Source organism: Rhodococcus sp. HNM0563 (assembly GCF_012726195.1).
Lineage (GTDB): Bacteria > Actinomycetota > Actinomycetes > Mycobacteriales > Mycobacteriaceae > Rhodococcus.
The window spans coordinates 245,111-266,973 of sequence record NZ_JAASAF010000006.1; the positions used below are offsets into that span (position 1 = coordinate 245,111).

Below are 21,863 nucleotides of genomic sequence, written 5' to 3' on the forward strand. Positions count from 1 at the left end.
AACTCTGTGCCATCAATGACGAGTGCGTGGAGGATCGAATGAGCCAGCTGCTGAGGGTCCAGAATTTCACCGTGTCGAGCGACGGCATCGCTGCTGGTGAAAACCAGAGTTTCGAGAATCCGTTCGGTCTCGACCACGGCGAGATGTTCGCGTGGGCCGGTGCTACGGCGAGCTGGCCCAATCGCACCGAGCCGGGTGGAAGTCGCGGCCTCGACGACTACTTCGCACGCGACTTCGCGCACAACATCGGCGCCGAGATCATGGGACGTAACAAGTTCGGTCCGCAACGTGGCCCCTGGGCGGATCACGAGTGGCTCGGATGGTGGGGTGACGAACCGCCGTTCCACACGCCGGTGTTCGTGATGACCCACTACGAACGTCCGTCGTTCACGCTCGGAGACACCACGTTCCACTTCGTGAACAGCGACCCGGAAACCGTCCTCGAGCAGGCACGCGAGGCTGCACAAGGCAAAGATGTGCGCCTCGGTGGTGGCGTGACCACGATCAAGGAATTCCTCGATGCCGATCTCGTCGACACCATGCATGTGGTCGTGTCGCCGGTGAAGTACGGACAAGGTCTCCGGCTCTGGGAATCACCCGACGAGTTGCGCGACAGGTTCCACCTGGACGTCGTACCCAGTTCGAGCGGTGTCACTCACCACGTGTTCTGGCGAAAATGATGCGATCGAATCACTCCGCGCGGGGACGCGCGGGATACCCGGCGATGAACAGCCCTTCGGCCGACACACAGACCTCTCCGTCGGCTGTGCTGATCTCTCCGACCGTGTGGATCTTCCGGCCGTCGCGCGACACCTGACGGGCAGCGACCGTCAGCGGCTCGAACAATGGCGCCACGCGGTGGTACCGGACCGTGAGCTGCGCTGTCATGCCACGCTCGCCCGCGTAGTCGTTCGCGTTACCGAGAGCGTGATCGAGAAGGAGCGCAGACATACCGCCGTGCACCTTTGCCGGTGGCCCCTGGTACGGCAGGTCGAGCGTGGTTTCGCCGCGGATCGATCCGTCGTCGTATCCCCGGAACTGCAGCGGCGGTGCGATCGGATTGTCGACGCCGGTGACGGGACTGTGGCGCGTCGGTCCGTTTCCCTCCCACATTTCGACCAATCGCGTGTCGAGGTCGGGGGAGTGCTCGTCGAGCGTGTCCGCGATCTCGTGCAGCGTGTCGCGGATGCGGGCGAGGTGTGGGTTGTCGCGTCCGGTGCGCAACACCGCCGTCATGAGACGTCGCGTTGCATCCGCGACCTCCTCGATCACATGGCCTGTGGGTGGGGCGCAGGTCGCGACACCTTCGTTGATCTCTGCCGAGGCAGTCGATGCCATGGTCACCCCTTCTCCACAATCCCTGCGCTGTACGAGGACCGACGGTAGGTCCTGACCGCAACGGTCGCCGGGCAACTTCCGCTGATCGGGAGCGGAAGCATTCGCGCTGACCGCGACGGTTGTCCGGTGTGCCGAAGTGGCGCGAACCGCACCCTGAAACCGCCCGGTGCGCGCACCATTGTTCTGTGACCACACCCGACCAGGGCCGTCCCACTCGCGCACCATTGGTGCTGGCATCGTTGATCCTCGTCGCGGCGGTCGCGAACCTGAACCTCGCCGTTGCGAATGTCGCACTGCCCGATATCGGGAAAGCCTTCGATGCGACTCAGACCAGTCTCAATCTCATCGCGGTCGGGTACTCGCTCGGATTGGCGGCGTCCGTCCTCTATCTCGGCGCCATCGGCGACCGCTACGGACGCAAGAGCATGCTGCTCCTCGGCATGGCGCTGTCGGTGCCCGCGTCGCTCGTCGCGGGCCTTGCACCGAACGAGGGGATCCTGTTTCTGGCCCGGGTGATCGGGGGAGTGTCGGCTGGGCTCGCCTATCCGACGACGTTGGCGCTGATCACGGCGCTGTGGTCGGGAGCGGGCCGGACCCGAGCAATCGCGTTGTGGTCGTCGATCGGCGGTGGTCTCACCGCGCTCGGGCCGCTCGTCGCCGGGTCGCTGCTGGAAGGCTTCTTCTGGGGATCGGTGTTTCTCGTGACGATCCCGCTGGCACTCGTGGCGCTCGGACTCACGATCGTGTTCGTGCCGAGCCACGTCAACGAGTCGACGGACCCCGTCGACCACCTCGGCGGAATCGTGTCGGTAGTCCTGGTCGGATCACTCGTCGTCGGTATCAACTTTGCTCCGGTGGACGGAATGACCACCGTCGCCGTGTCTGCGCTCGCGATCGCTGCCGCCTCGGGTGTGGGTTTCGTGATCCGTCAACTGCGGGCGCGGAATCCGCTGTTCGATCTGCGGATCGCGCGGCGTCGGACCTTCTGGGTCGCGGCTGTTGCGGGCATCATCGTGTTCGGCACGCTGATGGGGACGATGTACATCAGCCAGCAGTACCTGCAGAACGTCCTCGGGTATTCGACTCTCGCCGCGGGATCGGCTGCGCTTCCCGCGGCGTTGGTGATGGTGCTGGTGGCGCCGCAATCGGCGAAGCTCGTCGAGTCGCACGGGGCTCGGTTCACGCTGCTGCTGGGATACGTCGCAATCGTGCTCGGATTGGTGGTGGCTCTGATGATGTGGGACGCCGATGCCCACTATTGGGTTGTTGCGCTGGGTTTCATGTTCCTCGGCGCAGGCGTCGGCCTGGCAGGCACACCGGCATCCCACTCACTGACGGGCTCGGTGCCGGTGTCGCGCGCGGGCATGGCCTCCGGAACAGCCGATCTCCAGCGCGACCTTGGTGGCGCCATAGTGCAGTCGATACTCGGAGCGCTGCTCACAGCGGGGTATTCGGCATCGTTCGCAGCCACGATTGCCGCGAATCCGCAGGCGTCGTCGGTCAGCGAACCGACGCAGGCCGCACTGGAGAAATCGTTCGCGGGTGCGGCGAACATCGCTGAACGGTATCCGCAGTACGCGCAGCAGATCATCGCCGCAGCCCGAGCAGCATTCCTCGACGGCGACACGCGCGCATATGCGGCAGCAATCGCAATCGTCCTCATCGGTGCGGCACTTGTGTTCTTCGCGTTCCCGAAGCGCGACGCCGAGCGTGTGCTGCTGGCGAGCTACGCCGCCGAGGATGCGCGTGAGGCCTGAGCGGCGTGTCGCCGGTGCCCGAACCGGCAGTTCGGCGAAGGTGGCGGCATGGTCTCTGCCTTGCGATGCGTCCTCATCGTCGTCGGGGGTGTTTCATCAGGTGTCGTACTGGGTGAGCCCAGCGTCGACACCTACATCGACTTCGGCTCGAGCTCGGTGTTCGATTCCGATGTCGCAGCGGCTGCGGCGGGCTCGATCGTGGCGATGCTCGCGGCAACGGTGTGCCGCGGCCGCTCACAGGTGGCAACCACGGTCCTCGCAGGGGCTCTGCTCGTGGCGATCGTCGCGTTGCCCGGAGCATGGAGTTACGACATCTATCCTGCGACGATCGGCGCGGGCCTGATTCTCGGTGGCCTGTCGGCGATGTGCTGGGGACCGCAACTGCTGTGTCGGCAGAGCGTACTTTCTGGCGCTGTGGTCGCCGGTCTGTTGACGGCGTCGCCGATCGCCGAATACCGAATGTTTGCGGCCTCGTCCCCCGGCTGGACGGCGTATGTCGAGGTGAGCGAGCAACCCGCGAATGTCGTGTGGTTGAGCTCGGCGGTCGCCGTCGCTGTCCTCGCGATCGCGACAGTGGTGATCGGTGGTGTCGATACGGGCGACGCACGGGCGTGGGACATGCGTGAGTTGGTGGCCGGTGTCGGAATCCCTTTTATCGCAATCGTCTTGTACTGGTCGTTCGACGGTGCCCTGTACACGCCGACGAGCGATTTCGGGCAGGGGCGATGGGTTCTGGGCGTCCTGATCGTGCCGATCGTGATCATCGCGGCACTGAGCTTGCGGAACCGCTCCGGAAAGCTGCTTCTCGCCGCTACTGCACTGCTCGTCTCGGCTCGTGCAGCAGAGGAATTGACCCCGGGCGCGTGGCCGATCCTGTTGATCCCGTCGATACTGGTGGCTCTCGGTGTGTGGCTCGGCCGCCGGTATCCGGTACCTCTTGTCGGGATCGGAGTGCTGGCGCTCGTCACGGCAACAGCGATCTTCGAGCGGGCACCATGGGACAACATGCATTTCGTGGCGACGATCTTCGCCCTACCGTGTGCTGCCGCATACACGATCGTCGCGTCCCTGCCCTCCACCGCAACTGTGACTGCGACGTCGCTGACACTGCCGGCCGTGATGGCGCTGCCGCTGATGATCCAGTTCGGGTGGACCGCATACACCCCGCTCACCGAAGCGAATCAGGACTTTCCGGAAGATGTGCCGAGCACATGGACGGTGATGACGGTCGCTGCGTCGGTGGCATCGGTGATTGCGTGCGGTGCCGCGATGGCGTGGTTGCAGTACCGGAGGCCGAGCCGGGACAACGCTGCGTAATGGCTCGGCGCCCGGTATTGCAGGTGTCGTGGTGTCAGGGCACGATCACTTCGGTCGACACCGGGATATTCGGACGGTCTGTGCGCAGGGTGAGCTGAACCCGGCCCTGGCCCGGATGCACCTGCACGACCATCGGATAGGTGCTCGAGTGGCGCGCGGGAACGAAATGGCTCACCGAGCCGCTCTGGCCGGTGTCGAGATTTCGCCAATCGATGATGGCAGTGACGTCGCAGGCCAGCAAGGTCGGAGCCCACTCTCCCAAAGGCGAGAACCCTTGCGTGATACGCAGTTCCACGGAATGAGTGGAACCGGGCGCATTCGAGTACTCGTACAACGGCCCGTCGTACGCGGTGCCGGATGCGCTCAATATGCCTGCGCAGATGCCATTTCCCAACGTCAACACCGGCGCTGTCGCAACATTGTTCATAACGCAGGATCGCGGTCCGACATTCGACCATCCGAGCTGACATGGGTCGGCGGCACTGGCCACACCCGGCGCCGCAACGAACATTGCAGTGCCCAGGAGTCCGGCAGCTGCAGCTGAAGTAAATCGGCGTGAGATTCTCATGCCCTCCACATCGGGCACGATACAGAATTCATTACATTGGCGGGCGTATTCGGTGCCCGGCGATGCGCTGGGTCATCGAGCCTCGAATTTCGAACCGGGTGTCACATTCGAGGCGTCGCCGGTGTCTTCATGTTGACACCACTTCGATCGGAGGAACGATGACCACCAGAATCCCACCGGCGGAAATGAACGGACTCTACGGCGGACTCGTCAAGGCCATAGCGCGACGCATGGTCGGCAACGTACCCGACGGTGTGGCCGTGTCGTGGCACAACCGAAAGGTGATGAACTTCAGTCTCAGTGTCGGCCGCAAAGTCAAGAAATGGGACCGGTGCGACGAGAATCTGAAGTCGTTCGCCCAAATGGCGGTGGCGGCGCTCGTCGGATGCGAATTCTGCCTCGATTACGGGTATTTCGAGGCACACAACAAGGGCCTCGACGAGAAGAAGGCGCGTGAGACGCCGAGGTGGCGCGAGTCCGAAGTGTTCACACCACTCGAACGCGACGTGATGGAGTACGCCGAGGCGATGAGCGTTACTCCACCCACCGTCACCGACGAACTGTCGGCCCGCCTTCTCGATGCACTCGGTCCGGCCGCACTGGTCGAGTTGACGGCCCACATCGCGTTCTCGAACTTCGCGACACGCTCCAACATCGCGCTCGGTGTGGGTTCGGAGGAATATGCGGCGAGCTGCGATCTTGCGCCACTCGCCGTAGCGTCGAAGTCATGACCGACGATCCGTTCGTCACCCACCGCAGCCTGCTCTTCACGGTCGCGTACGAGATGCTCGGCTCCGCTGCCGACGCCGAGGACGTCGTCCAGGAAGCGTGGCTGCGGTGGGATGCCGCGGATAGAACGGAGGTACGCGACGCTCGCGCCTATCTGGTCCGGATCGTCACTCGTCTGTCGCTCAACCAGTTACGAACCTCGGCCCGGCGACGCGAGGAGTACATCGGAGAATGGCTGCCCGAGCCGGTACTGACCACCCCCGACATTGCGGAAGATCTCGAACTGGCCGACAGCCTCTCCATCGCGATGCTCACCGTGCTCGAGACACTCGCACCGGCCGAACGCGCGGTCTTCGTATTGCGTGAGGTTTTCGATACTCCGTACGAGGAGATCGCCGCTGCGGTGGAGAAGACTCCGGCATCGGTCCGGCAGATCGCTCACCGTGCCCGCAGACATGTCGCCGCGCGACGGCCCCGGATGGCGGTCGATCCGGGCGCGCAGTCTGTGGTTGTCGAGAAGTTCCTGGCAGCAGTCACGACGGGCGATATCCAGGCGTTGATGGAGGTCCTCGCCCCGGATGTCGTCGCGATTGCGGACGGCGGTGGAGTGGCGCCGGCATCGAAGAAGCCGATCATCGGAGCGCGCCGGCTCGCCTCGCTGCTGGTTCGCTACCCGAAACTTCGGGGTTTCGAGGTGACCGCCACCCGGATCAACGGTATGGCGGGTGCACGCCTGACTGCGAACGGCGCCACAGTCGTGGTGAGTGTGGTGGTTGCCGACGGCAGGATCACCCACATCTACGGGATCGCCAATCCGCACAAACTGGGACGCATGAACGAGACGGTGGAGTTGCGGCGGTGAGACGTCGCCAGGCAACTCACGGACTGTGCGGGCTTCAGCTTCACGAATGCCACGTATCCGAAAATCTGCGCAAACAGGTGTAGTCCGCTCCTCGTTGGGTATACAGGGAGAACGCTGTCGATGTCCGGCACGGAGTGGATCTGTGCCGGACATCGCTTGCCTAGATGCACGAGAAGGGACTTGTAGCGATGCTCGGACTCGGAATTATCGGCTGGATCATCATCGGCGGCCTGGCCGGCTGGATCGGTAGCAAAATCATGGGCACCGACGCCCAACAGGGCATTCTCCTCAACATCGTCGTCGGCATCATCGGTGGCCTGCTCGGCGGCTTCCTGCTGAATCTGCTTGGAGTCGACGTCGAGGGTGGCGGACTGATCTTCAGCTTCCTGACGTGCCTGCTCGGCGCGGTTATTCTGCTGTTCCTTGTCAAGGCAGTTACGGGGCGCGGCGTTCGCCGTTGACCCCTGCTGCCTGAATCTCGCCGTGGCCGACTCGATGTCGGCCACGGCGATGTCGGTCGGTCGCTCGGTCTCAGGGGACGACGTCGATGGTGCCCTGGCATACGGAGTTCTTGGTGTTGATGAACCACCATCCTCCGCCGGTCTGGATGGTCACGGTGAAATCGACAGTGCCCGTCCCCGTAAACGTGTGGTTGATCGGGATACCGGGGTTCGGGCTCCAGGCCGCCTGATCGCTGACGCTGCGCCCGGACTCGCCCGTGTTCCGGTTGGTCCAGTCGACGAGTACCTGTGTCCCGTACCAGTTGGGTCCGATGGCCGAGAGGATGCCACCCGTCGGACGAGGTAGATCGTTGCCGCCGCTGAGCAGAAGTGCAGGCTCCAGTTGGTCACCTCCCGGGGGAAGTGATCCGCCGGACGATGCGCGGACGAACCACGTGAACGACGGCGACCACGGAAGCGGATTCGCGCTCGTGCACGTCATGTCGGTGGACGTCGGTGCAGCGTTCGCAACACCTCCTCCACCGACAACCATGGCTGCACCCATTCCGACCGCGGTGAGCACCGAAGCACCCATACGACGCATATTCTGCTTACTCATGACGACTCCTCCGATATCTCGATCCGCATACGACCTGTCTATCGAGGGCGGGATGTCATTCGTGACCGATACCTCAGCGAATATGTATATGTCACAACTGAAGATGCTCATCACCGAGAGTGGCCTGGTGACGGATCCTGTCCAGCGGGAGCCTTCGTATGCCCGCTCGGCGCACGCGGTTAGTGTCCGGCACATCGGATCCACGCGGAAGGGACAGTGATATGCCGACCGTCGAAGAGCGCCTCGATCGCCTCGAAGCTCTCGAACAGATCAAGATGCTCAAGCATCGGTATTTCCGGGCGTGTGACGCCAAGGATCCCGAAGCCATGCGCGCGTGTTTCATCGCGCGGGGAGCCGACATCTACTACGGTCCCGCGCTCGGTAGCTTCGACGACGCCGACGGGCTGGTCGACATCTACTCCAGAATTGCCCTGCAGCGCGTCGATGACCGGTACGTCATCCTCGACATGCACCACGGCATGCACCCCAGCATCCAGCTCACCGGTCCGACTACCGCCACCGGCGCGTGGACGCTGCGTTTCCGGCAGGTGGATCTGAACGCCCGCACCGAACGGGTCACCGCCCTCGACTACGACGACGACTACGTGGTCGAGAACGGCGAATGGAAAGTCGCCAGATGCCACGTGAAGGTGCTGTGGTCGATCGAACGTCCCCTGACAGACGATGTGAAAGTGGTCCAGTAGCATGCCTGAGCGCAAGATCGCCCTCGTCACCGGAGCGAGCCGCAGTGTCGGTAGAGGGGTCGCGTGTGCGCTCGGTTCGGCCGGGTGGACGGTCTACGTCACGGCCCGCGGACCCGTCGGCGTGGACGGCCCGCTCGACCGGACCGCCGCCATGGTCACCGAACGAGGCGGACGCGGTATCGCTGTACAGTGCGATCACCTGGACGACAAACAGATCCAGGATCTGTTCACGCGAATCGCGGACGAACAAAGCGACCGTCTCGACCTGCTGGTGAACAACGTATGGGCGAGCCCGAAAGGGTTTGCCGGCTTCAGTGAGCCGTTCTGGAAGCGGCCGGTGGACGACTGGGACAGCCTCATCGGTGTGGGTCTGAGAGCTCATTACGTCGCGTCGGTCGAGGCTGCCAAGCTCATGGTGCCTCGTGGAAGTGGCATGATCGTCAACATCTCCTCCTTCGGCACCCGTGGGTACCTGCATTCGGTGCTGTACGGGATGTCGAAGGCGGGTCTGGACAAGATGGTGGCCGACATGGCCGTCGACCTGCGCGGCACCGGCGTGACCGCATTGTCGTTGTGGCCGGGACTGGTGAAGAACGAAGCGATGCTGGCACGCGGCCTCGACAACTTCCAGGGATTCCCACTCGCCAACGCCGAGACCCCGGAGTTCATCGGACGGGTCATCGCTGCGTTGGCTACCGATCCGAAGGTGAACGAACGCAGTGGATCCACTCTGATCACAGCCGAGGCCGCGTTGGATTACGGCGTCGTGGACATCGAAGGAAACCAGCCGGATTCGCATCGGAACATTTTCGGGGGAGGCCCGGTGTTCGGAGGCTGATCGACCGGGTGTACCCAACGTCAATCCATGGTTGACGACCGGGCATGCGTCAACCTATGGTTGACGCATGACGGAACCAGCGCGTAGCAACCATCCGATTCGCCTCGACGACCTCATCGAGGCGATAAAGAAAGTTCATCCCGACGCCCTCGATCAACTCCAGGACGCCATGATCGCCGCCGAACACCTCGGGGAGGTCGCCGACCACCTCATCGGCCATTTCGTCGACCAGGCCCGACGCTCCGGTGCGTCGTGGTCGGAGATCGGCCAGCGCATGGGCGTCTCCAAACAGGCTGCCCAGAAGCGATTCGTGTCCAAGGCCGACAACGATCTCGACCCGAACGAGGGATTCAACCGATTCACACCCCGCGCGAGGAACGTGGTGATGGCCTCGATGAACGAGGCACGCGCCGCAGGCAATGTCGAGATCACGCCCGAACACCTCGTACTCGGGTTGTTCGCGGAACCAGAGGGTCTTGCGGCCCGCGCGATGGCCGCGCAGGGTGTCGCGCAGGGCGAACTACGACGTACCGTTCTTGCTGCGCTTCCGGCGAAGACGACCGGTCAGGTACCCGAGCTCATTCCATACGACGCGCGCGCTCGAAAAGCTCTGGAACTGACGTTCCGGGAGGCGCTTCGACTCGGCCACAACTACGTGGGCACCGAGCACATTCTCCTCGCGCTCCTCGAACTGGAGAACGGAACGGGAGCGTTGTCGTCGGCGGGTGTCGACAAGTCGACGGTCGAAGCGCACGTAGCCGAAGCGCTCGACGCGATTATTGCCGAGCAGGAGAAGTAGCACGAACCCAACCCTGCCCGAAGTTGCTCAGAATCCGCACAGTGCCTTCCGCGAACGTGACCCTGTGCCGGAACGTCCGGCACGCACGCGACGCGAGGAGATCTGACATGCGCACATTCGTCATCGACACAATTCCGGTGGAGGGCGTGGAACTGGACGAATCACGGCTTGCTCGGATTGTCGGCGGCCGGCCCACGAGTCGGGGTGACAGGGAGCGGACCGGCTGCACCCCCGATAGCCCTATCCAAGGGGACGATCCAATCCTGCCTTGAGTCCGGAATACCGGTCACTCGACTCGGCGAGGGACGCACAATTGTGTCCCTCGCCGAGTCGTGTCCAGCAGCAGTGTATCTGCTGCGCTAATTCATTGCTCAGAGTCTGCACAGTGGCCCTCGTGACGATATCCGTGCTGCCGGGAGGTCCGGCACGGAACACACGAGGAGAGCCGAATGAGCAAGTTCGCAATCGACACGATTTCCGCGGCCGGCGCCGAACTGGACGAGTCACACCTGGCCGGTGTCGTGGGCGGCATGCCGAAAATCTGTCAACAACCGACCGTGCTCAAATTGGAATCGGGTAACGCGCCGGATCGGACCCTTCCCGGCGACCCGCGGAGCCGATGCTGAGAACCACGCAGGCGAACTGAACTGTGTCCCCCTTGGGGGATCCGTAGCGGTCTTTGGCCCGGGGCACCACAGTGTGCCCCGGGTTGTCCTGGAGGGTTTCGTCCCATGCCTCATGTTCTCGTCCTTACTCAACCCGGTGATTTGCACGCGGACGCCGTGATCGAACGGCTGATCCAGCGCCAGGCGAGGTACACAATCTTCGATCCGGGTGACTTCCCATCCAACGCAGCAATGTCTGTGTCGTACGACCGGTCCGGACTCATCGGACGCACGCTTCTCGGGTCGGGGCGTCCTCTTGATCTCAATGCTGTCGACAGCATCTGGTGCCGCCGACCCAGCCCGACCACCCCAGCGCCCGAAATCGAGGATCCCATTGCACAAGAATGCGTTCGGGACGAAGGCGGTACGTTCTCCGCGTACATATGGGACAGTCTGGATTGCCTTTCGGTACCTGGAAAAATGCGGTCCATACGACATGCATCATGCAAGCCTGAACAACTGTCTCGTGCGGGTGCGCTCGGTTTGGAGATACCTCCGACACTCGTCACGACGGATCCGGAAGAGTTTCTGGATTTCTGGGATCACCATGACGGACAAATCATCACGAAGCCCTTGGACAATCCCAGTCTTGGCGTGGGCGGACGCAGCTTCGTTCGATTCTCTGAGGTACCTACCACTATGGATCTCGCTTCGGCCGATGCGATCCGTTTCTGCCCGGTGATCACGCAGGCCTACGTACCCAAACTCGTCGAACTGCGGGTGACAGTCGTCGGTGATCGTGCGTTTGCGGTTGAAATCGACAGCCAGCGAAGCAATCATGCTCGCGGCGACTGGCGCAAGTACGACTCCACGCAAGGCCTGTACGCAGTTCACTCGCTGCCGGACGAAATAGCCGAGCGCTGCGTTCGACTCGTGACCGAGTTCGACCTGAACTACGGCGCACTGGATCTGATCTTCACACCCGACGGGCGCTATGTCTTCCTAGAGATCAATCCAGGCGGCCAATGGCTGTGGCTCGAAGAAGCGACAGGTATCCCGATTGCGGACGCGGTAGCAGACCTGCTGGTGTCCTCCGACGAACGGTTTTCACGATCCTCGACGAACGGAGCTTTCCGATGACCCCCACCATGCCGTCGCAAGACCATTGCGTCGACGCGAGTCTACTGTCGGCGCTCCTGGATGTGATCCGCCTGAAGAACAGTCCATTCGGCGACGAGCAAGCGCACTCATCGGAAGCCCTCCGTGTCCTACGTGAGAAGAATCCCGAAGTCCGGATGCGGCTCGTGCGACACGTGGAACCGTTCGACGAATCGTCCCAGAGCGCACTGCTCATCACCGACACGGAGGGAAACGTGACAACGGTGTCGTGGTCGCCGCCCTCGACTGTGCCGTGGCCGCTTCGAGGAGCACGACGAGCCGGTGAATCGACCCTGTTGTCCGTCGACGGGGAGACACTCACGGTCGGCGAAACCATTCTGCATCTCGACGGGATGTGGGATCGTCCGGACCTCCTCACCGGACTCATCGATGCTTGCGTGATACGTATCGAGCTCGAGGAAGCCCCTGTCGAGTTGACCGACGCACAGATGCAGGACGCTCTCGACGCGTTCCGCCGGGCGCGAGGTCTGCTCACTCGTCACGAAACCGAGGCATGGATGGCGCAGAATCATCTGAGCCCAATCATGTTCGAGCGAACAGTCCGGCACGAAGCCGAGCTTGCGAGCCTTCGTCGTCGCGTGGTCGCCGATCGTGCGTCTGCGTGGCTGCGCGAGCATGGAGAGACCCTCGACCGTGCGCGTATCGCGCGCGCTGTCTTCCCGGACCGTGCAGAGGCACGCGAGTTCGCGGCACGGGTTGCCGACGTTCATACCTACGAGGCGGATGACGCGATCCGTTACTTTGCAGGCGAACTGGGGCTTGTCGTAGCCGACGGTCGCGGGAAGGCGGAATTCTGCGACGTCGGGCGCGGCGATCTTGACGGCGAACTCGCAAATCTGATTTTCGCTGCGGAGCCGGGGACGGTGATGGCAGCCGAGGTGAGCTATGGCGAATGGGAGGTTGTGCAGGTCCTCGCCGTGTATCGAACGCGGAACGACGCCGCTGCTCTGCACATCGTCGAGCGTCGACTGTTCGACGAGTGGCTTGCCGAGCGCAGGCGCGCCGCGCGTGTCGAGTGGTTCTGGGGAGAGGCCGAGAAGACCGATCGCGTGACGGCGGGCATGGCGTCATGACAGGGGCAAAGTCGTGACGCGCAGGGTTCGGTTGCGACACCAGTCGGGGATCTCGGACTGCGGTGCAGCATGCCTGGCCATGATTCTCGACTTCTACGGTGCACCGATGCCGGTCAACGACGTGGCGGACAACCTTGCAGTCGGGCGCGACGGGACGACGGCGCTCGCACTGGTTCAGGTTGCCCGCGACTACGGTCTGGACGTGCGCGCGTTCGGCCGGCCCGCCGAGTCGATCGCCGACGGACACACGAGGTTGCCGGCCGTAGTGCATTGGGATCACAACCATTTCGTCGTTGTCGACCGTGCGACGGCGCGATACGTGGTGGTGGTGGATCCGAGTCGGGGACGGCAGCGCCTGTCGCACACTGATTTCGCGGAGCGGTACTCGGGTGTGGTGCTCGAGTTCGGTGCGGGCGACATATCGTCGAGAACGCGGCAGGTACGGCACCGCGATACCCGCTGGCGGCGAGACTTCCTCGGACTCGTGTGGCGGGGCAACCGCGCATCGTTTGCCGGGGTCCTGAGTGCAGCGGTGATTCTGCAGATCGTCGGTGTCATAGTCCCTTTGCTCACCGCAATGTTCATCGACAGGGTCATTCCCGAGTCCGATTTCGGGCTCCTGGGCATCCTTGCGATTGTGGTCGTGGGTATCGCCTTCGTACTCCTTGCTCTGGGGGCACTGCGTACCGTGGTCATCGCTCGGATCCGTCGGCGGGTCGATGCCGTGCTCACCGGTTATTCGGTCGAGCGACTGTTCGCACTGCCGTTCACGTACTTCATGCGACGGGGCACCAACGACGTTGCTCAACGCATCGGCGGTATCAGTACAATTCGTGATCTGTTCACCGAGAGGGTTGTGGCTGCTCTGCTCGACGGTCCACTTGCCCTCACCTATGTCGCAATAGTGATGTGGTGGGCACCGAGCGTCGGGGTCGGACTGCTGGCACTGACAGTGGTGCAGGCGTTGCTGATCGGCGTTGTGCATCGACGAGTTGTCGATCTCTTGCAACGTGAGGCTGCGACGGCGGCCGAAGCGGAGGGCACGCTCATCGAGAGTATTCGCGGTGTCGAGACGGTGAAGGCGTCGGGAACCGAGGCTGTGGTGATTGCCCGGTGGAAGCGATTGTTCGAACATGCTCTCGCCGTGTCGGTCCGCAGTTCGCTCGTGTCGGGACTGGTCGACGCCGCACAGGCGGCTTTGCGTGCGGTTGCGCCCGCGGTGCTCCTGTTCGTCGGGGCGGTTCATGTGGTGAGCGGCAGGCTTTCTCTCGGTCAGCTGATTGCGGTCAACGGGATGGCAGTGGTGGCGCTCGGATGCGTGACGTCGTTGCTCACACTCGTGCAGTATCTGCAGTCCGCTGCGGCATATGCACGGCGCCTTCAGGACATCCTCGAATCGGATGTGGAACAGGAAGGTCTCGACGTAACTACGGCGCCGCAACTTTCGGGAGCGATCCGGCTTCGGGGTGTCGGGTTTCGTTACGGTCCGAGGTCCCCGTGGGTACTCCGCGGCATCGAGTGCGATATTCCGGCGGGCACCACAGTCGCGTTGGTGGGGCGGTCGGGTTCGGGGAAGAGCACGCTCGCGCGCCTACTGCTCGGGTTGTACGTCCCAGAGGAAGGCACCGTTCTCTACGACGGACTCGACGCGCGGTGCTTGGAGGCGCGGTCACTGCGTGCACAGTTCGGCGTGGTGACACAGGACAGCACCCTGTTCACCGGGAGCATCGCTGACAACATTGCTACGGGCAATCCCGATGCGCCGTTCACGGATATCGTGCACGCGGCCTCTCTCGCGCAGATCCACGAGGATGTTGTTGCGCTGCCGATGGGCTACGACACGGTTCTCCGCGAGGGAAGTGGTCTCTCCGGTGGGCAGCAGCAGCGCGTGGCGATAGCTCGTGCACTCTTGACTCGACCTCGGGTGTTGTTGTTCGACGAGGCGACGAGCGCCTTGGATTCCATGACCGAAGCTGCGGTGGTAACCGGACTCAGGCAGCTGCGCCAGACCCGCATCGTCATCGCACATCGCTTGTCGACGGTGCGCACCGCCGACCTGATCTTGGTGCTCGAGGCAGGCAGGGTCGTCGAACGCGGCAGCCACGCACAGCTGCTCGAGCGCCAGGGGATCTATGCAGGGATGTGTGCGGAATCAGGGCGGTAACCTCGAGGTCTGCAGGTCCCCGGAAGTGGGGCCGTGACCGTTCGGGGGGATGTCACGTGGGCTCGGTACCTGCACGGATCACCGTCTGTGTTCTCGGCCCGGTCACGGCGTTCCGTGACGGTGTGTCGGTCGATCTCGGCGGACCACGTCAACGCGCCCTGCTCGCTTCACTTGCGGTCGCGGCGCCGCACGCGGTGAGTGCGGCGCAGCTTCTCGCCGATGTGTGGCACGACGTTCCGGCGCCGACGGCGAACGCACTGCATTTCGCCGTGTCGAAGCTGCGGCGTCATCTCGATCCTCTGCGTGGCCGCGGGCAGCACGGTCCGGTTGTGCGCAGCGGATCGCACTATGCATTGCGGGTCGCTGAACTGGACTCGGCCCGATTCGATGCTCTTGTGAGGGAGGCCCACGGTGTTCGCGCCGGATCGGCGCCGTCTGCTCCCGACGATGCCGCAGTGCTTCTCAACGAGGCGCTCGGGCTGTGGAGGGGCGAACCGTATCAGGACACTGCACACCTCGCCGGTATCGTTCCCGAACGGACACGACTGGACGGGCTGTACCGCGACGCATCGTGTGCACTCGTCGACATCGACCTCTCGCGCGGACGCGCCCAGGAGGCCCTCCGTACCGCGGAGGCTCTCGTAAATCGGTATCCGCTCGACGAGAACGCGTGGGCGTTGCTGGCGCGTGCCATGTATCTGAGCGGTCGTCAGGCCGACTCGCTTGCCGCGATTCGGACGCTGCGGCGGACACTGATGGACGAGCTCGGTGTCGATCCAGGTGCGCTCATCGTGGAACTCGAGCGAAAGATCCTCTCGCACGAGGTCGTGGATGATGCGGTGCCGGTGCCGCCAGCGCCGGCGCCCGAGGCCGCAGTGATCACCGATGAGCCGCCGAAGATGCCTCCGGCCCTGCCTGTTTCTCGCAGTCGGTTGATCGGACGTGCGGGTGACCTGTCGCGGGTGCCGGAACTGCTGGGCAAGCACGCTCTCGTCACCCTCTTCGGCCCGGGCGGAGTCGGGAAGACGCGCCTTGCCCTCGATGTGGCCGCAGGTGTGCGAATCGGCGACGGCACCTGGTTCGTAGACCTTGCCGGAGTCGTCGACGAGTCGTCGATCGTTGTGACCGTGGCGCAGACACTCGGTGTGCCGAGCGTGGACACTCCGGAGCAACTCGCCGAGCTGATCGGCTCACGCACGACCTATCTCATTCTGGACAATTGTGAGCACCTCGTCGACGCAGCGGCACACCTCGTGTCGGTGCTTCTCACGCAGTGCCCGCACGTGCGCATTCTTGCCACCAGTCGGGAATTGTTGGACGTGGACGGCGAATTCGGATACGAGGTGAGGCCTCTCGATCACGATTCTGCTGAAGAACTGTTCGCTGATCGCGCCGCTTCATTCGATTCGAGCTGGACACTGATGGACTCGGATCGCGTATCGGTACACAGGATCTGTGAAGGCCTCGACGGGCTTCCGCTTGCGCTCGAACTCGCCGCTGCACAATTGTGTGTGCTGTCCGAAGAGCAGATCGCCGATGGGTTGACCGATCGGTTCACTCTGCTCACCGAAGGTCCGAGACGTCTCGGAGCACGCCGACGCAGTCTGATGGACACTGTCGGCTGGAGTTATCGGTCACTCGATGACACAGCGGCTTCGGCGTTGCGTGCACTGTCGGTGTTCGCCGGAAGTTTCGACATCCACGGAGCTGCGGCCTTGCTCGGCGAGACCGAGCCGCTTCGCGCGGTCGAGACCGTACGCGCATTGGTGCGGCGATCGTTGCTGTCGGTGGTACCCGGTACCCGGACCCGGCGATATGTGATGCTGCAGACGATAAAACAATTTGCAGCACAACAAATGCTGCCTGACGAGCGCGAGCGCATTGCGTCTGAATATTACGCCTGGGTGGTCCGCAGAGCTACCGCCCTGGCCGCCGAACTGCGTGGGTCCGGTGCGCGAAATGCAGTGTCCGAGCTCTTCGCAGACAGCGCGGAGCATCGAGCAGCGCTGACCGCAGCGGTCGACCGGGGCGACTCCCATTACGTTCTCGAATTGTCGGGTGCGCTGTACTGGTTCTGGTACCGGCAAGGCAATGTGTCGGAAGGGCTGAGGTTCTTGCGATTCGGGATCGACGGTGTCGACCGGCATCCGATTGTGCCGAAAGCGGCGCATCTCGGCAGGGCGCTCATGGGCACGGCACTCCTGACCGATCTCACCGGCGATTCCGAATCCGCCCTGCACCACAGTGAACGGGCGTGGTCGATACTCCATGAGGCCGGCGATGCAGCGGAGATCGCCTACGCAGATTCCCTGCGGGCGTACTACCGAACGGTGTGCGGCGACCACGGTGGGGCCGTAGGCATCGTGCAGCGAAGGCTCGAAGTCGCAGGTTCGCTCGGTGACGACTGGATCGCGGCTTCACTACTGATGGTGCTGGGGATAGCCCAGCGGGGTGGTGGTGACAGTGCGGCACCGGAGACGTTGCGGACATCCGTCGACGTCGGCCGCCGGTGCGGTTATCGATGGGTACCGATCTGTTCGCTGTGGGCGCTGGCCAAGATCGCCGCGGACTCCAACGACCACCGTCGAGGTCTGGCACTCGCACGTGAGATCCTCCCGATTCTCGAAGAGGACGCCGAAGTCACCGGGTGGATCGTCACCATGCACACCGCGGCAGCAGCCCTCGCGCAAGCAGGACGGACAGCAGACGCGGCGCGTGTCCTCGGAGCTGCACGTGCGCACGGTGAACGCGCGGGCGTGCAGGCCGACCTACTCGATCCGTACGGTCCCCAGGAACATGCGGCGATGACAGCGGCGGCACGCACCGGAACCTTCGACGCGTACTGCGCCGAAGGTTCCGGTCTCACCCGTGAGGAAGTGAATGCTCTGATCATGGCTACGTCGCCATCGCGCTGAACGTGCCGTAACAGGGACTTCTGGCGTCGGTTCCCTGCGCGTCGCCGGTTCGGCATGCGATGCTGACGATCACAGCCCGAACATGAGGAGAGCGAATGAATCCCGTCGTCGAGACCACACGTGGCCGGGTACGGGGAAGGGTCGTGGACGGCACTGCAGTGTTCAAAGGTATTCCGTATGCGGCCACGCCTTCCGGCGACCGCCGGTTCGCCGCGCCGGAACCTGCACCTCACTGGACCGACGTGCGAGACGCGACCGAATTCGGTCCGACCGCACCTCAACCGCCCTACGGACCACCGCTCGACAAGCTGCTCGAGGAGGTGATGATTCCGGGTGAGAACCCGCTGAACCTGAATGTGTGGACCCCCGACCTCGAGGCTTCGCTGCCGGTGCTCGTGTGGATCCACGGCGGCGCATTCGTCCACGGCAGCAGTGCGATACCGATCTACGACGGAGCGAACTTTGCACGCGACGGCGTGGTTTTCGTCAGTATCAACTACCGGCTCGGGGCCGAGGGCTTCGCGCTGGTGGACGATGCCCCGGCCAACCGGGGTCTGCTCGATCAACTGGCGGCGCTCGAATGGGTCCGGGACAACATCGCGAAGTTCGGCGGCAATCCCCATTCGGTGACGATTGTCGGTGAGTCGGCGGGTGGGATGAGCGTCGGGGCGCTGCTCGCGATGCCCGCGGCGCAAGGCCTGTTCCACAGGGCGATAGCCCAGAGCGGAGCGGGGCATTCGGCGCTGTCGGCCGACACTGCGCGCACGGTGTCGGGTGCGCTCGCCGAGGCTCTCGACATCGAACCCACTCGCGCGGGCTTCTCGGCTGTCGACCCCGACCGGCTCATCACGGCGCAGGAAGAGCTGACCATGCGTATCCGTGGCGACAAGGACGCCGCGAAATGGGGTGAGATACCCACTCATGCAATGGCATTCGAGCCGTATATCGACGGCACGGTGCTGCCGGAGCTGCCCATCGACCGTCTCGCTGCCGAGGCCCGCTCCGACGTCGATCTCCTGATCGGCCACAACGAGGACGAGATGACCTTGTTCTTCGTGCCCTCAGGAGTCGATTCGATGATCGACGACAACAGTCTTCGCGTACTCGCGGCCCGGTACGGGCTCACCGAACCCGCCGCCCTCGATGCCTATCGGTCGGCCCGGCCGGACTCGACACCGGGGCAGGTGCTCATGCATGTGCTGCGTGACTGGATGTATCGGATTCCGGCCGTGCGCATCGCCGAGGCGCGTGCCGCGCATGACGTCGCCACCTACGTGTATCGGTTCGACTGGAAAACACCCGTACTCGATGGCCGGCTCGGTGCGACGCACGCGCTGGACATCGGCTTCGCGTTCGACAACCTCCATGTCCCGGGCAATAGCGCCCTGGCAGGGCCCACGCCTCCTCAGGGACTCGCGCAACGAATGCATCAGGCGTGGGTGACCTTCGTGACGACCGGTGCGCCCGGGTGGGCAGCGTATGGACAGCAGCGTACCGAGATGGTCTTCGGTGAGATCTGCGAGACCGTCGACGATGCCGAGCCCGACCTGCGTCAGTTGTGGCACGGGCTCCGGTGACGACGTTTGTTCCTCGAGCCGGAGGGTAGTCCGCAGGGTAGTCGTATACAGCCCAGCTCCTCTTGGGTCGGAGTAACCACATGCCCGGCGAGACCCCCAAGATTCCAGGTACACCGTCATCCATTGAACCGAGCGTCGAGGAGCCCACGACGCCGGTGGACCCGCTCGAAGCCAAACCCGACCAGTCCGAACCCGCCGGAGTGACCGCATCCGGCGCTCCGGTCGACGCGGAGCGCAAGCGCGCGCAGCAGGGCCGCTATCTGACCACCGCGCAGGGGGCGCGTCTCACAGATACCGATCATTCCCTCAAGGCAGGGGAACGCGGCCCCACCCTGCTGCAGGACCACCATCTCCGCGAAAAGATCACACAATTCGACCACGAACGCATCCCCGAGCGTGTCGTGCACGCACGCGGCGCCGCGGCACACGGAGTGTTTCGCGGTAACGGTGCCGCGACGAGCCTGACCTGTGCCGGATTCCTCGGCAAGGGTGTGGAAACTCCGGTGTTCGTGCGCTTCTCGACGGTGCTCGGTTCGCGGGGCTCGGCCGACGTGGTGCGCGACACTCGCGGATTCGCAACCAAGTTCTACACCGATGAGGGTGTCTTCGACCTTGTGGGAAACAACATTCCCGTGTTCTTCATCCAGGACGCCATCAAGTTCCCCGACATCATCCATGCGGGTAAGCCCCATCCTGATCGTGAGATCCCGCAGGCCCAGAGCGCCCACGACACGTTCTGGGATTTCGTCACCCTCCACACCGAGGCCGCCGCGCACACGATGTGGAACATGTCCGATCGGGGAATCCCGCGGTCGTACCGGATGATGGAAGGCTTCGGTATCCACACGTTCCGGTTGATCAACGAGTCGGGGGGACCTCGCTCGTCAAGTTCCACTGGAAGCCGCGCCTCGGAGTGCACTCGGTGGTGTGGGAGGAAGCCCAGTTGATCAACGGATTCGACCCCGACTTTCATCGACGTGACCTCGCCGATGCAATCGAGGCGGGCGCGTATCCGGAGTGGGATCTCGGTGTGCAGGTGTTCCCGGATACTCCGGAGCAGATGTTCGAGGGCATCGACCTGCTCGATCCCACCAAGATCGTTCCAGAGGAACTCGCGCCGGTGCAGATCATCGGCACCATGGCGCTCAACGCGAATCCGAGCAACTTCTTCGCCGAGACCGAGCAGGTCGCATTCCACCCAGGGCATCTCGTCCCGGGTATCGACGTCACCGATGACCCGCTTCTGCAGGGGCGTCTGTTCTCCTATCTCGACACGCAGATCACACGGCTCGGCGGCCCGAACTTCGCCCAGATTCCCATCAACCGCACCCACGCCCCGGTCAACGACATGCTCCGCGACGGTTTCCACCAGCATGCGGTGCACACGGGAGTTGCACCGTATCGACCGAACTCGCTCGACGGAGGGTGTCCGTTCACTGCGTCGCTCGAGGATGGGGCCTTCATCGACTTCCCGCACGAGCTTCCGGTTGCGAAGAAGGAACGCGCGGCCGCGCGGTCGTTCGACGATCACTTCTCGCAGGTCCGCTTGTTCTATGTGAGCTTGTCCGAGGTCGAGAAGCAGCATGTGGCCGGTGCCTATACGTTCGAACTCGGAAAGTGCTACGAACAGGCGATCAAGGAACGCGGCCTGCAGGAGCTCGCGAACATCGATCGCGACCTGTGTGCGACGGTGGCTGCCGGACTCGGACTTCCGGCTCCGGAACCGACCGTGCCCCTCGGTGATCCCACGCCGAGCCCGGCATTGTCGCAGGTCGGTTCGACGTGGCCCGTCGACGGGCGTGTCGTGGGAATCGTGGCCGACGATGCCACCGATGTCGGTGAACTGCAGGCAGCGGTCCGAGCGCTCGACGCCGCAGGCGTAGTTCCGCTGGTCATCGCGCCGCACGGTGGAACGTTGGGCGCAGGCGCGGTACCGGTCTCGCGCACCTTCCTGACCGCGAGGTCGATCGAGTTCGACGCCGTGCTCTTCGTGGCGTCGCCCGCAGATGCTCGGGTGAGCGTGCTCGTCGACGAGCTGTTCCGGCATCAGAAGGCGCTCGGAGCGTGGGGGGCCGGAACCGGGGCGCTCGGGAACACCGCGGCACCCGGTGTCGCCACGGCAAGCGATCCCCAGACACTGGTTTCCCAAGTGCTCGAACTTCTCGGGTCGCACCGGGTATGGGAGCGCGACACCGTGTGACAGACCTCACCGGAACCTGGGGTTTCAAGTTCGGGAACCCCAAGTTATTCTTTCGTTACCTCTGGTCGCAGCTGATATTCTCGCTGCGGCCAGTTGTTATTTGCGGGCTCTTCATCTTCGTGGTCGCGGCGGACCCGATCGGCCGATCCTGCACCCCGTTTGGCACCCCGTTTGGCGCC

The 21,863-nt window shown here is 63.7% G+C and carries 18 protein-coding genes and 1 pseudogene; 16 read left to right on the plus strand and 3 right to left on the minus strand.

The genetic code is table 11. The features are described from left to right. The first annotated feature begins 38 nt into the window (after positions 1 to 38). Positions 39 to 680, plus strand: a complete 642-nt coding sequence (locus tag HCA61_RS15805) for a dihydrofolate reductase family protein (RefSeq protein WP_169689127.1) — start codon at positions 39 to 41, stop codon at positions 678 to 680. A gap of 10 nt (positions 681 to 690) precedes the next feature. On the opposite strand, the gene HCA61_RS15810 is transcribed toward HCA61_RS15805, so the two are convergent. Next, on the minus strand, positions 691 to 1,338 hold the full coding sequence (locus tag HCA61_RS15810; RefSeq protein WP_169689128.1) for a PaaI family thioesterase: 648 nt from the start codon (positions 1,336 to 1,338) through the stop codon (positions 691 to 693). Positions 1,339 to 1,523: 185 nt separating this feature from the next. Between HCA61_RS15810 and HCA61_RS15815 the strand changes: the two genes are divergently transcribed. Further along, complete coding sequence (locus HCA61_RS15815; RefSeq protein WP_169689129.1) at positions 1,524 to 3,095, plus strand: MFS transporter; 1,572 nt, start codon at positions 1,524 to 1,526, stop codon at positions 3,093 to 3,095. 48 nt (positions 3,096 to 3,143) lie between these two features. Then, a complete protein-coding gene (locus HCA61_RS15820; protein WP_169689130.1) occupies positions 3,144 to 4,412 on the plus strand; it encodes a hypothetical protein in 1,269 nt (422 codons plus the stop codon). Positions 4,413 to 4,446: 34 nt separating this feature from the next. Here HCA61_RS15820 and HCA61_RS15825 read toward each other — a convergent pair whose 3' ends face one another. Beyond that, entirely contained in the window at positions 4,447 to 4,839 is a 393-nt protein-coding gene (locus HCA61_RS15825; protein ID WP_169689131.1) for a hypothetical protein, read from the minus strand. A gap of 299 nt (positions 4,840 to 5,138) precedes the next feature. Here HCA61_RS15825 and HCA61_RS15830 point away from each other — a divergent pair, with 299 nt between their 5' ends. From HCA61_RS15830 to HCA61_RS15840, 3 genes are all read left to right on the plus strand, one after another. Continuing rightward, positions 5,139 to 5,711, plus strand: a complete 573-nt coding sequence (locus HCA61_RS15830; protein WP_169689132.1) for a carboxymuconolactone decarboxylase family protein — start codon at positions 5,139 to 5,141, stop codon at positions 5,709 to 5,711. Continuing rightward, entirely contained in the window at positions 5,708 to 6,571 is an 864-nt protein-coding gene (locus HCA61_RS15835; protein ID WP_169689133.1) for an RNA polymerase sigma-70 factor, read from the plus strand. Before HCA61_RS15830 ends, HCA61_RS15835 begins: the two co-directional genes overlap by 4 nt. 188 nt (positions 6,572 to 6,759) lie before the next feature. Next, complete coding sequence (locus HCA61_RS15840) at positions 6,760 to 7,032, plus strand: GlsB/YeaQ/YmgE family stress response membrane protein (RefSeq protein WP_206040203.1); 273 nt, start codon at positions 6,760 to 6,762, stop codon at positions 7,030 to 7,032. A gap of 70 nt (positions 7,033 to 7,102) precedes the next feature. Here HCA61_RS15840 and HCA61_RS15845 read toward each other — a convergent pair whose 3' ends face one another. Next, positions 7,103 to 7,630 (minus strand): hypothetical protein, encoded by a 528-nt coding sequence (locus tag HCA61_RS15845; RefSeq protein ID WP_169689135.1) that lies wholly within the window; start codon positions 7,628 to 7,630, stop codon positions 7,103 to 7,105. A gap of 221 nt (positions 7,631 to 7,851) precedes the next feature. Between HCA61_RS15845 and HCA61_RS15850 the strand changes: the two genes are divergently transcribed. The 10 genes and pseudogenes from HCA61_RS15850 (at position 7,852) to HCA61_RS15895 (ending at position 21,684) form a co-directional block, all read left to right on the plus strand. Then, the gene (locus tag HCA61_RS15850) at positions 7,852 to 8,334 is read left to right on the plus strand and encodes a nuclear transport factor 2 family protein (RefSeq protein WP_169689136.1); all 483 of its coding nucleotides are present in this window, start codon (positions 7,852 to 7,854) and stop codon (positions 8,332 to 8,334) included. Position 8,335: 1 nt separating this feature from the next. After that, the gene (locus HCA61_RS15855) at positions 8,336 to 9,172 is read left to right on the plus strand and encodes an SDR family NAD(P)-dependent oxidoreductase (RefSeq protein WP_169689137.1); all 837 of its coding nucleotides are present in this window, start codon (positions 8,336 to 8,338) and stop codon (positions 9,170 to 9,172) included. Positions 9,173 to 9,239: 67 nt separating this feature from the next. Further along, complete coding sequence (locus HCA61_RS15860; RefSeq protein ID WP_169689138.1) at positions 9,240 to 9,971, plus strand: Clp protease N-terminal domain-containing protein; 732 nt, start codon at positions 9,240 to 9,242, stop codon at positions 9,969 to 9,971. Between the two features lie 449 nt (positions 9,972 to 10,420). Then, positions 10,421 to 10,597: a putative ATP-grasp target RiPP gene (locus HCA61_RS15865; RefSeq protein ID WP_169689139.1), complete on the plus strand. Its 177-nt coding sequence runs from the start codon at positions 10,421 to 10,423 to the stop codon at positions 10,595 to 10,597. A gap of 105 nt (positions 10,598 to 10,702) precedes the next feature. Further along, a complete protein-coding gene (locus HCA61_RS15870; RefSeq protein WP_169689140.1) occupies positions 10,703 to 11,716 on the plus strand; it encodes an MvdC/MvdD family ATP grasp protein in 1,014 nt (337 codons plus the stop codon). Beyond that, positions 11,713 to 12,828: a TIGR04500 family putative peptide maturation system protein gene (locus HCA61_RS15875; protein WP_169689141.1), complete on the plus strand. Its 1,116-nt coding sequence runs from the start codon at positions 11,713 to 11,715 to the stop codon at positions 12,826 to 12,828. Before HCA61_RS15870 ends, HCA61_RS15875 begins: the two co-directional genes overlap by 4 nt. Positions 12,829 to 12,841: 13 nt before the next feature. Beyond that, positions 12,842 to 14,992 carry a peptidase domain-containing ABC transporter gene (locus HCA61_RS15880; RefSeq protein WP_169689142.1) on the plus strand — a complete coding sequence of 717 codons (2,151 nt, stop codon included), beginning with the start codon at positions 12,842 to 12,844 and terminating at the stop codon, positions 14,990 to 14,992. 56 nt (positions 14,993 to 15,048) lie between these two features. Further along, the gene (locus HCA61_RS15885; protein ID WP_169689143.1) at positions 15,049 to 17,907 is read left to right on the plus strand and encodes a BTAD domain-containing putative transcriptional regulator; all 2,859 of its coding nucleotides are present in this window, start codon (positions 15,049 to 15,051) and stop codon (positions 17,905 to 17,907) included. A 95-nt stretch (positions 17,908 to 18,002) separates the two neighbouring features. Further along, a complete protein-coding gene (locus HCA61_RS15890; protein ID WP_169689144.1) occupies positions 18,003 to 19,484 on the plus strand; it encodes a carboxylesterase family protein in 1,482 nt (493 codons plus the stop codon). A gap of 80 nt (positions 19,485 to 19,564) precedes the next feature. Continuing rightward, positions 19,565 to 21,684, plus strand: a pseudogene (locus HCA61_RS15895) (catalase). Positions 21,685 to 21,863: the final 179 nt, after the last annotated feature.

Coding starts and splice junctions, on each gene's coding strand:
- HCA61_RS15870 (WP_169689140.1), top strand. CDS start 10,703: ATGCCTCATGTTCTCGTCCTTACTCAACCCGGTGATTTGCACGCGGAC.
- HCA61_RS15850 (WP_169689136.1), top strand. CDS start 7,852: ATGCCGACCGTCGAAGAGCGCCTCGATCGCCTCGAAGCTCTCGAACAG.
- HCA61_RS15845 (WP_169689135.1), bottom strand. CDS start 7,630: ATGAGTAAGCAGAATATGCGTCGTATGGGTGCTTCGGTGCTCACCGCG.
- HCA61_RS15810 (WP_169689128.1), bottom strand. CDS start 1,338: ATGGCATCGACTGCCTCGGCAGAGATCAACGAAGGTGTCGCGACCTGC.
- HCA61_RS15860 (WP_169689138.1), top strand. CDS start 9,240: ATGACGGAACCAGCGCGTAGCAACCATCCGATTCGCCTCGACGACCTC.
- HCA61_RS15875 (WP_169689141.1), top strand. CDS start 11,713: ATGACCCCCACCATGCCGTCGCAAGACCATTGCGTCGACGCGAGTCTA.
- HCA61_RS15890 (WP_169689144.1), top strand. CDS start 18,003: ATGAATCCCGTCGTCGAGACCACACGTGGCCGGGTACGGGGAAGGGTC.
- HCA61_RS15840 (WP_206040203.1), top strand. CDS start 6,760: ATGCTCGGACTCGGAATTATCGGCTGGATCATCATCGGCGGCCTGGCC.
- HCA61_RS15805 (WP_169689127.1), top strand. CDS start 39: ATGAGCCAGCTGCTGAGGGTCCAGAATTTCACCGTGTCGAGCGACGGC.
- HCA61_RS15820 (WP_169689130.1), top strand. CDS start 3,144: ATGGTCTCTGCCTTGCGATGCGTCCTCATCGTCGTCGGGGGTGTTTCA.
- HCA61_RS15835 (WP_169689133.1), top strand. CDS start 5,708: ATGACCGACGATCCGTTCGTCACCCACCGCAGCCTGCTCTTCACGGTC.
- HCA61_RS15855 (WP_169689137.1), top strand. CDS start 8,336: ATGCCTGAGCGCAAGATCGCCCTCGTCACCGGAGCGAGCCGCAGTGTC.
- HCA61_RS15830 (WP_169689132.1), top strand. CDS start 5,139: ATGACCACCAGAATCCCACCGGCGGAAATGAACGGACTCTACGGCGGA.
- HCA61_RS15825 (WP_169689131.1), bottom strand. CDS start 4,839: ATGAACAATGTTGCGACAGCGCCGGTGTTGACGTTGGGAAATGGCATC.
- HCA61_RS15865 (WP_169689139.1), top strand. CDS start 10,421: ATGAGCAAGTTCGCAATCGACACGATTTCCGCGGCCGGCGCCGAACTG.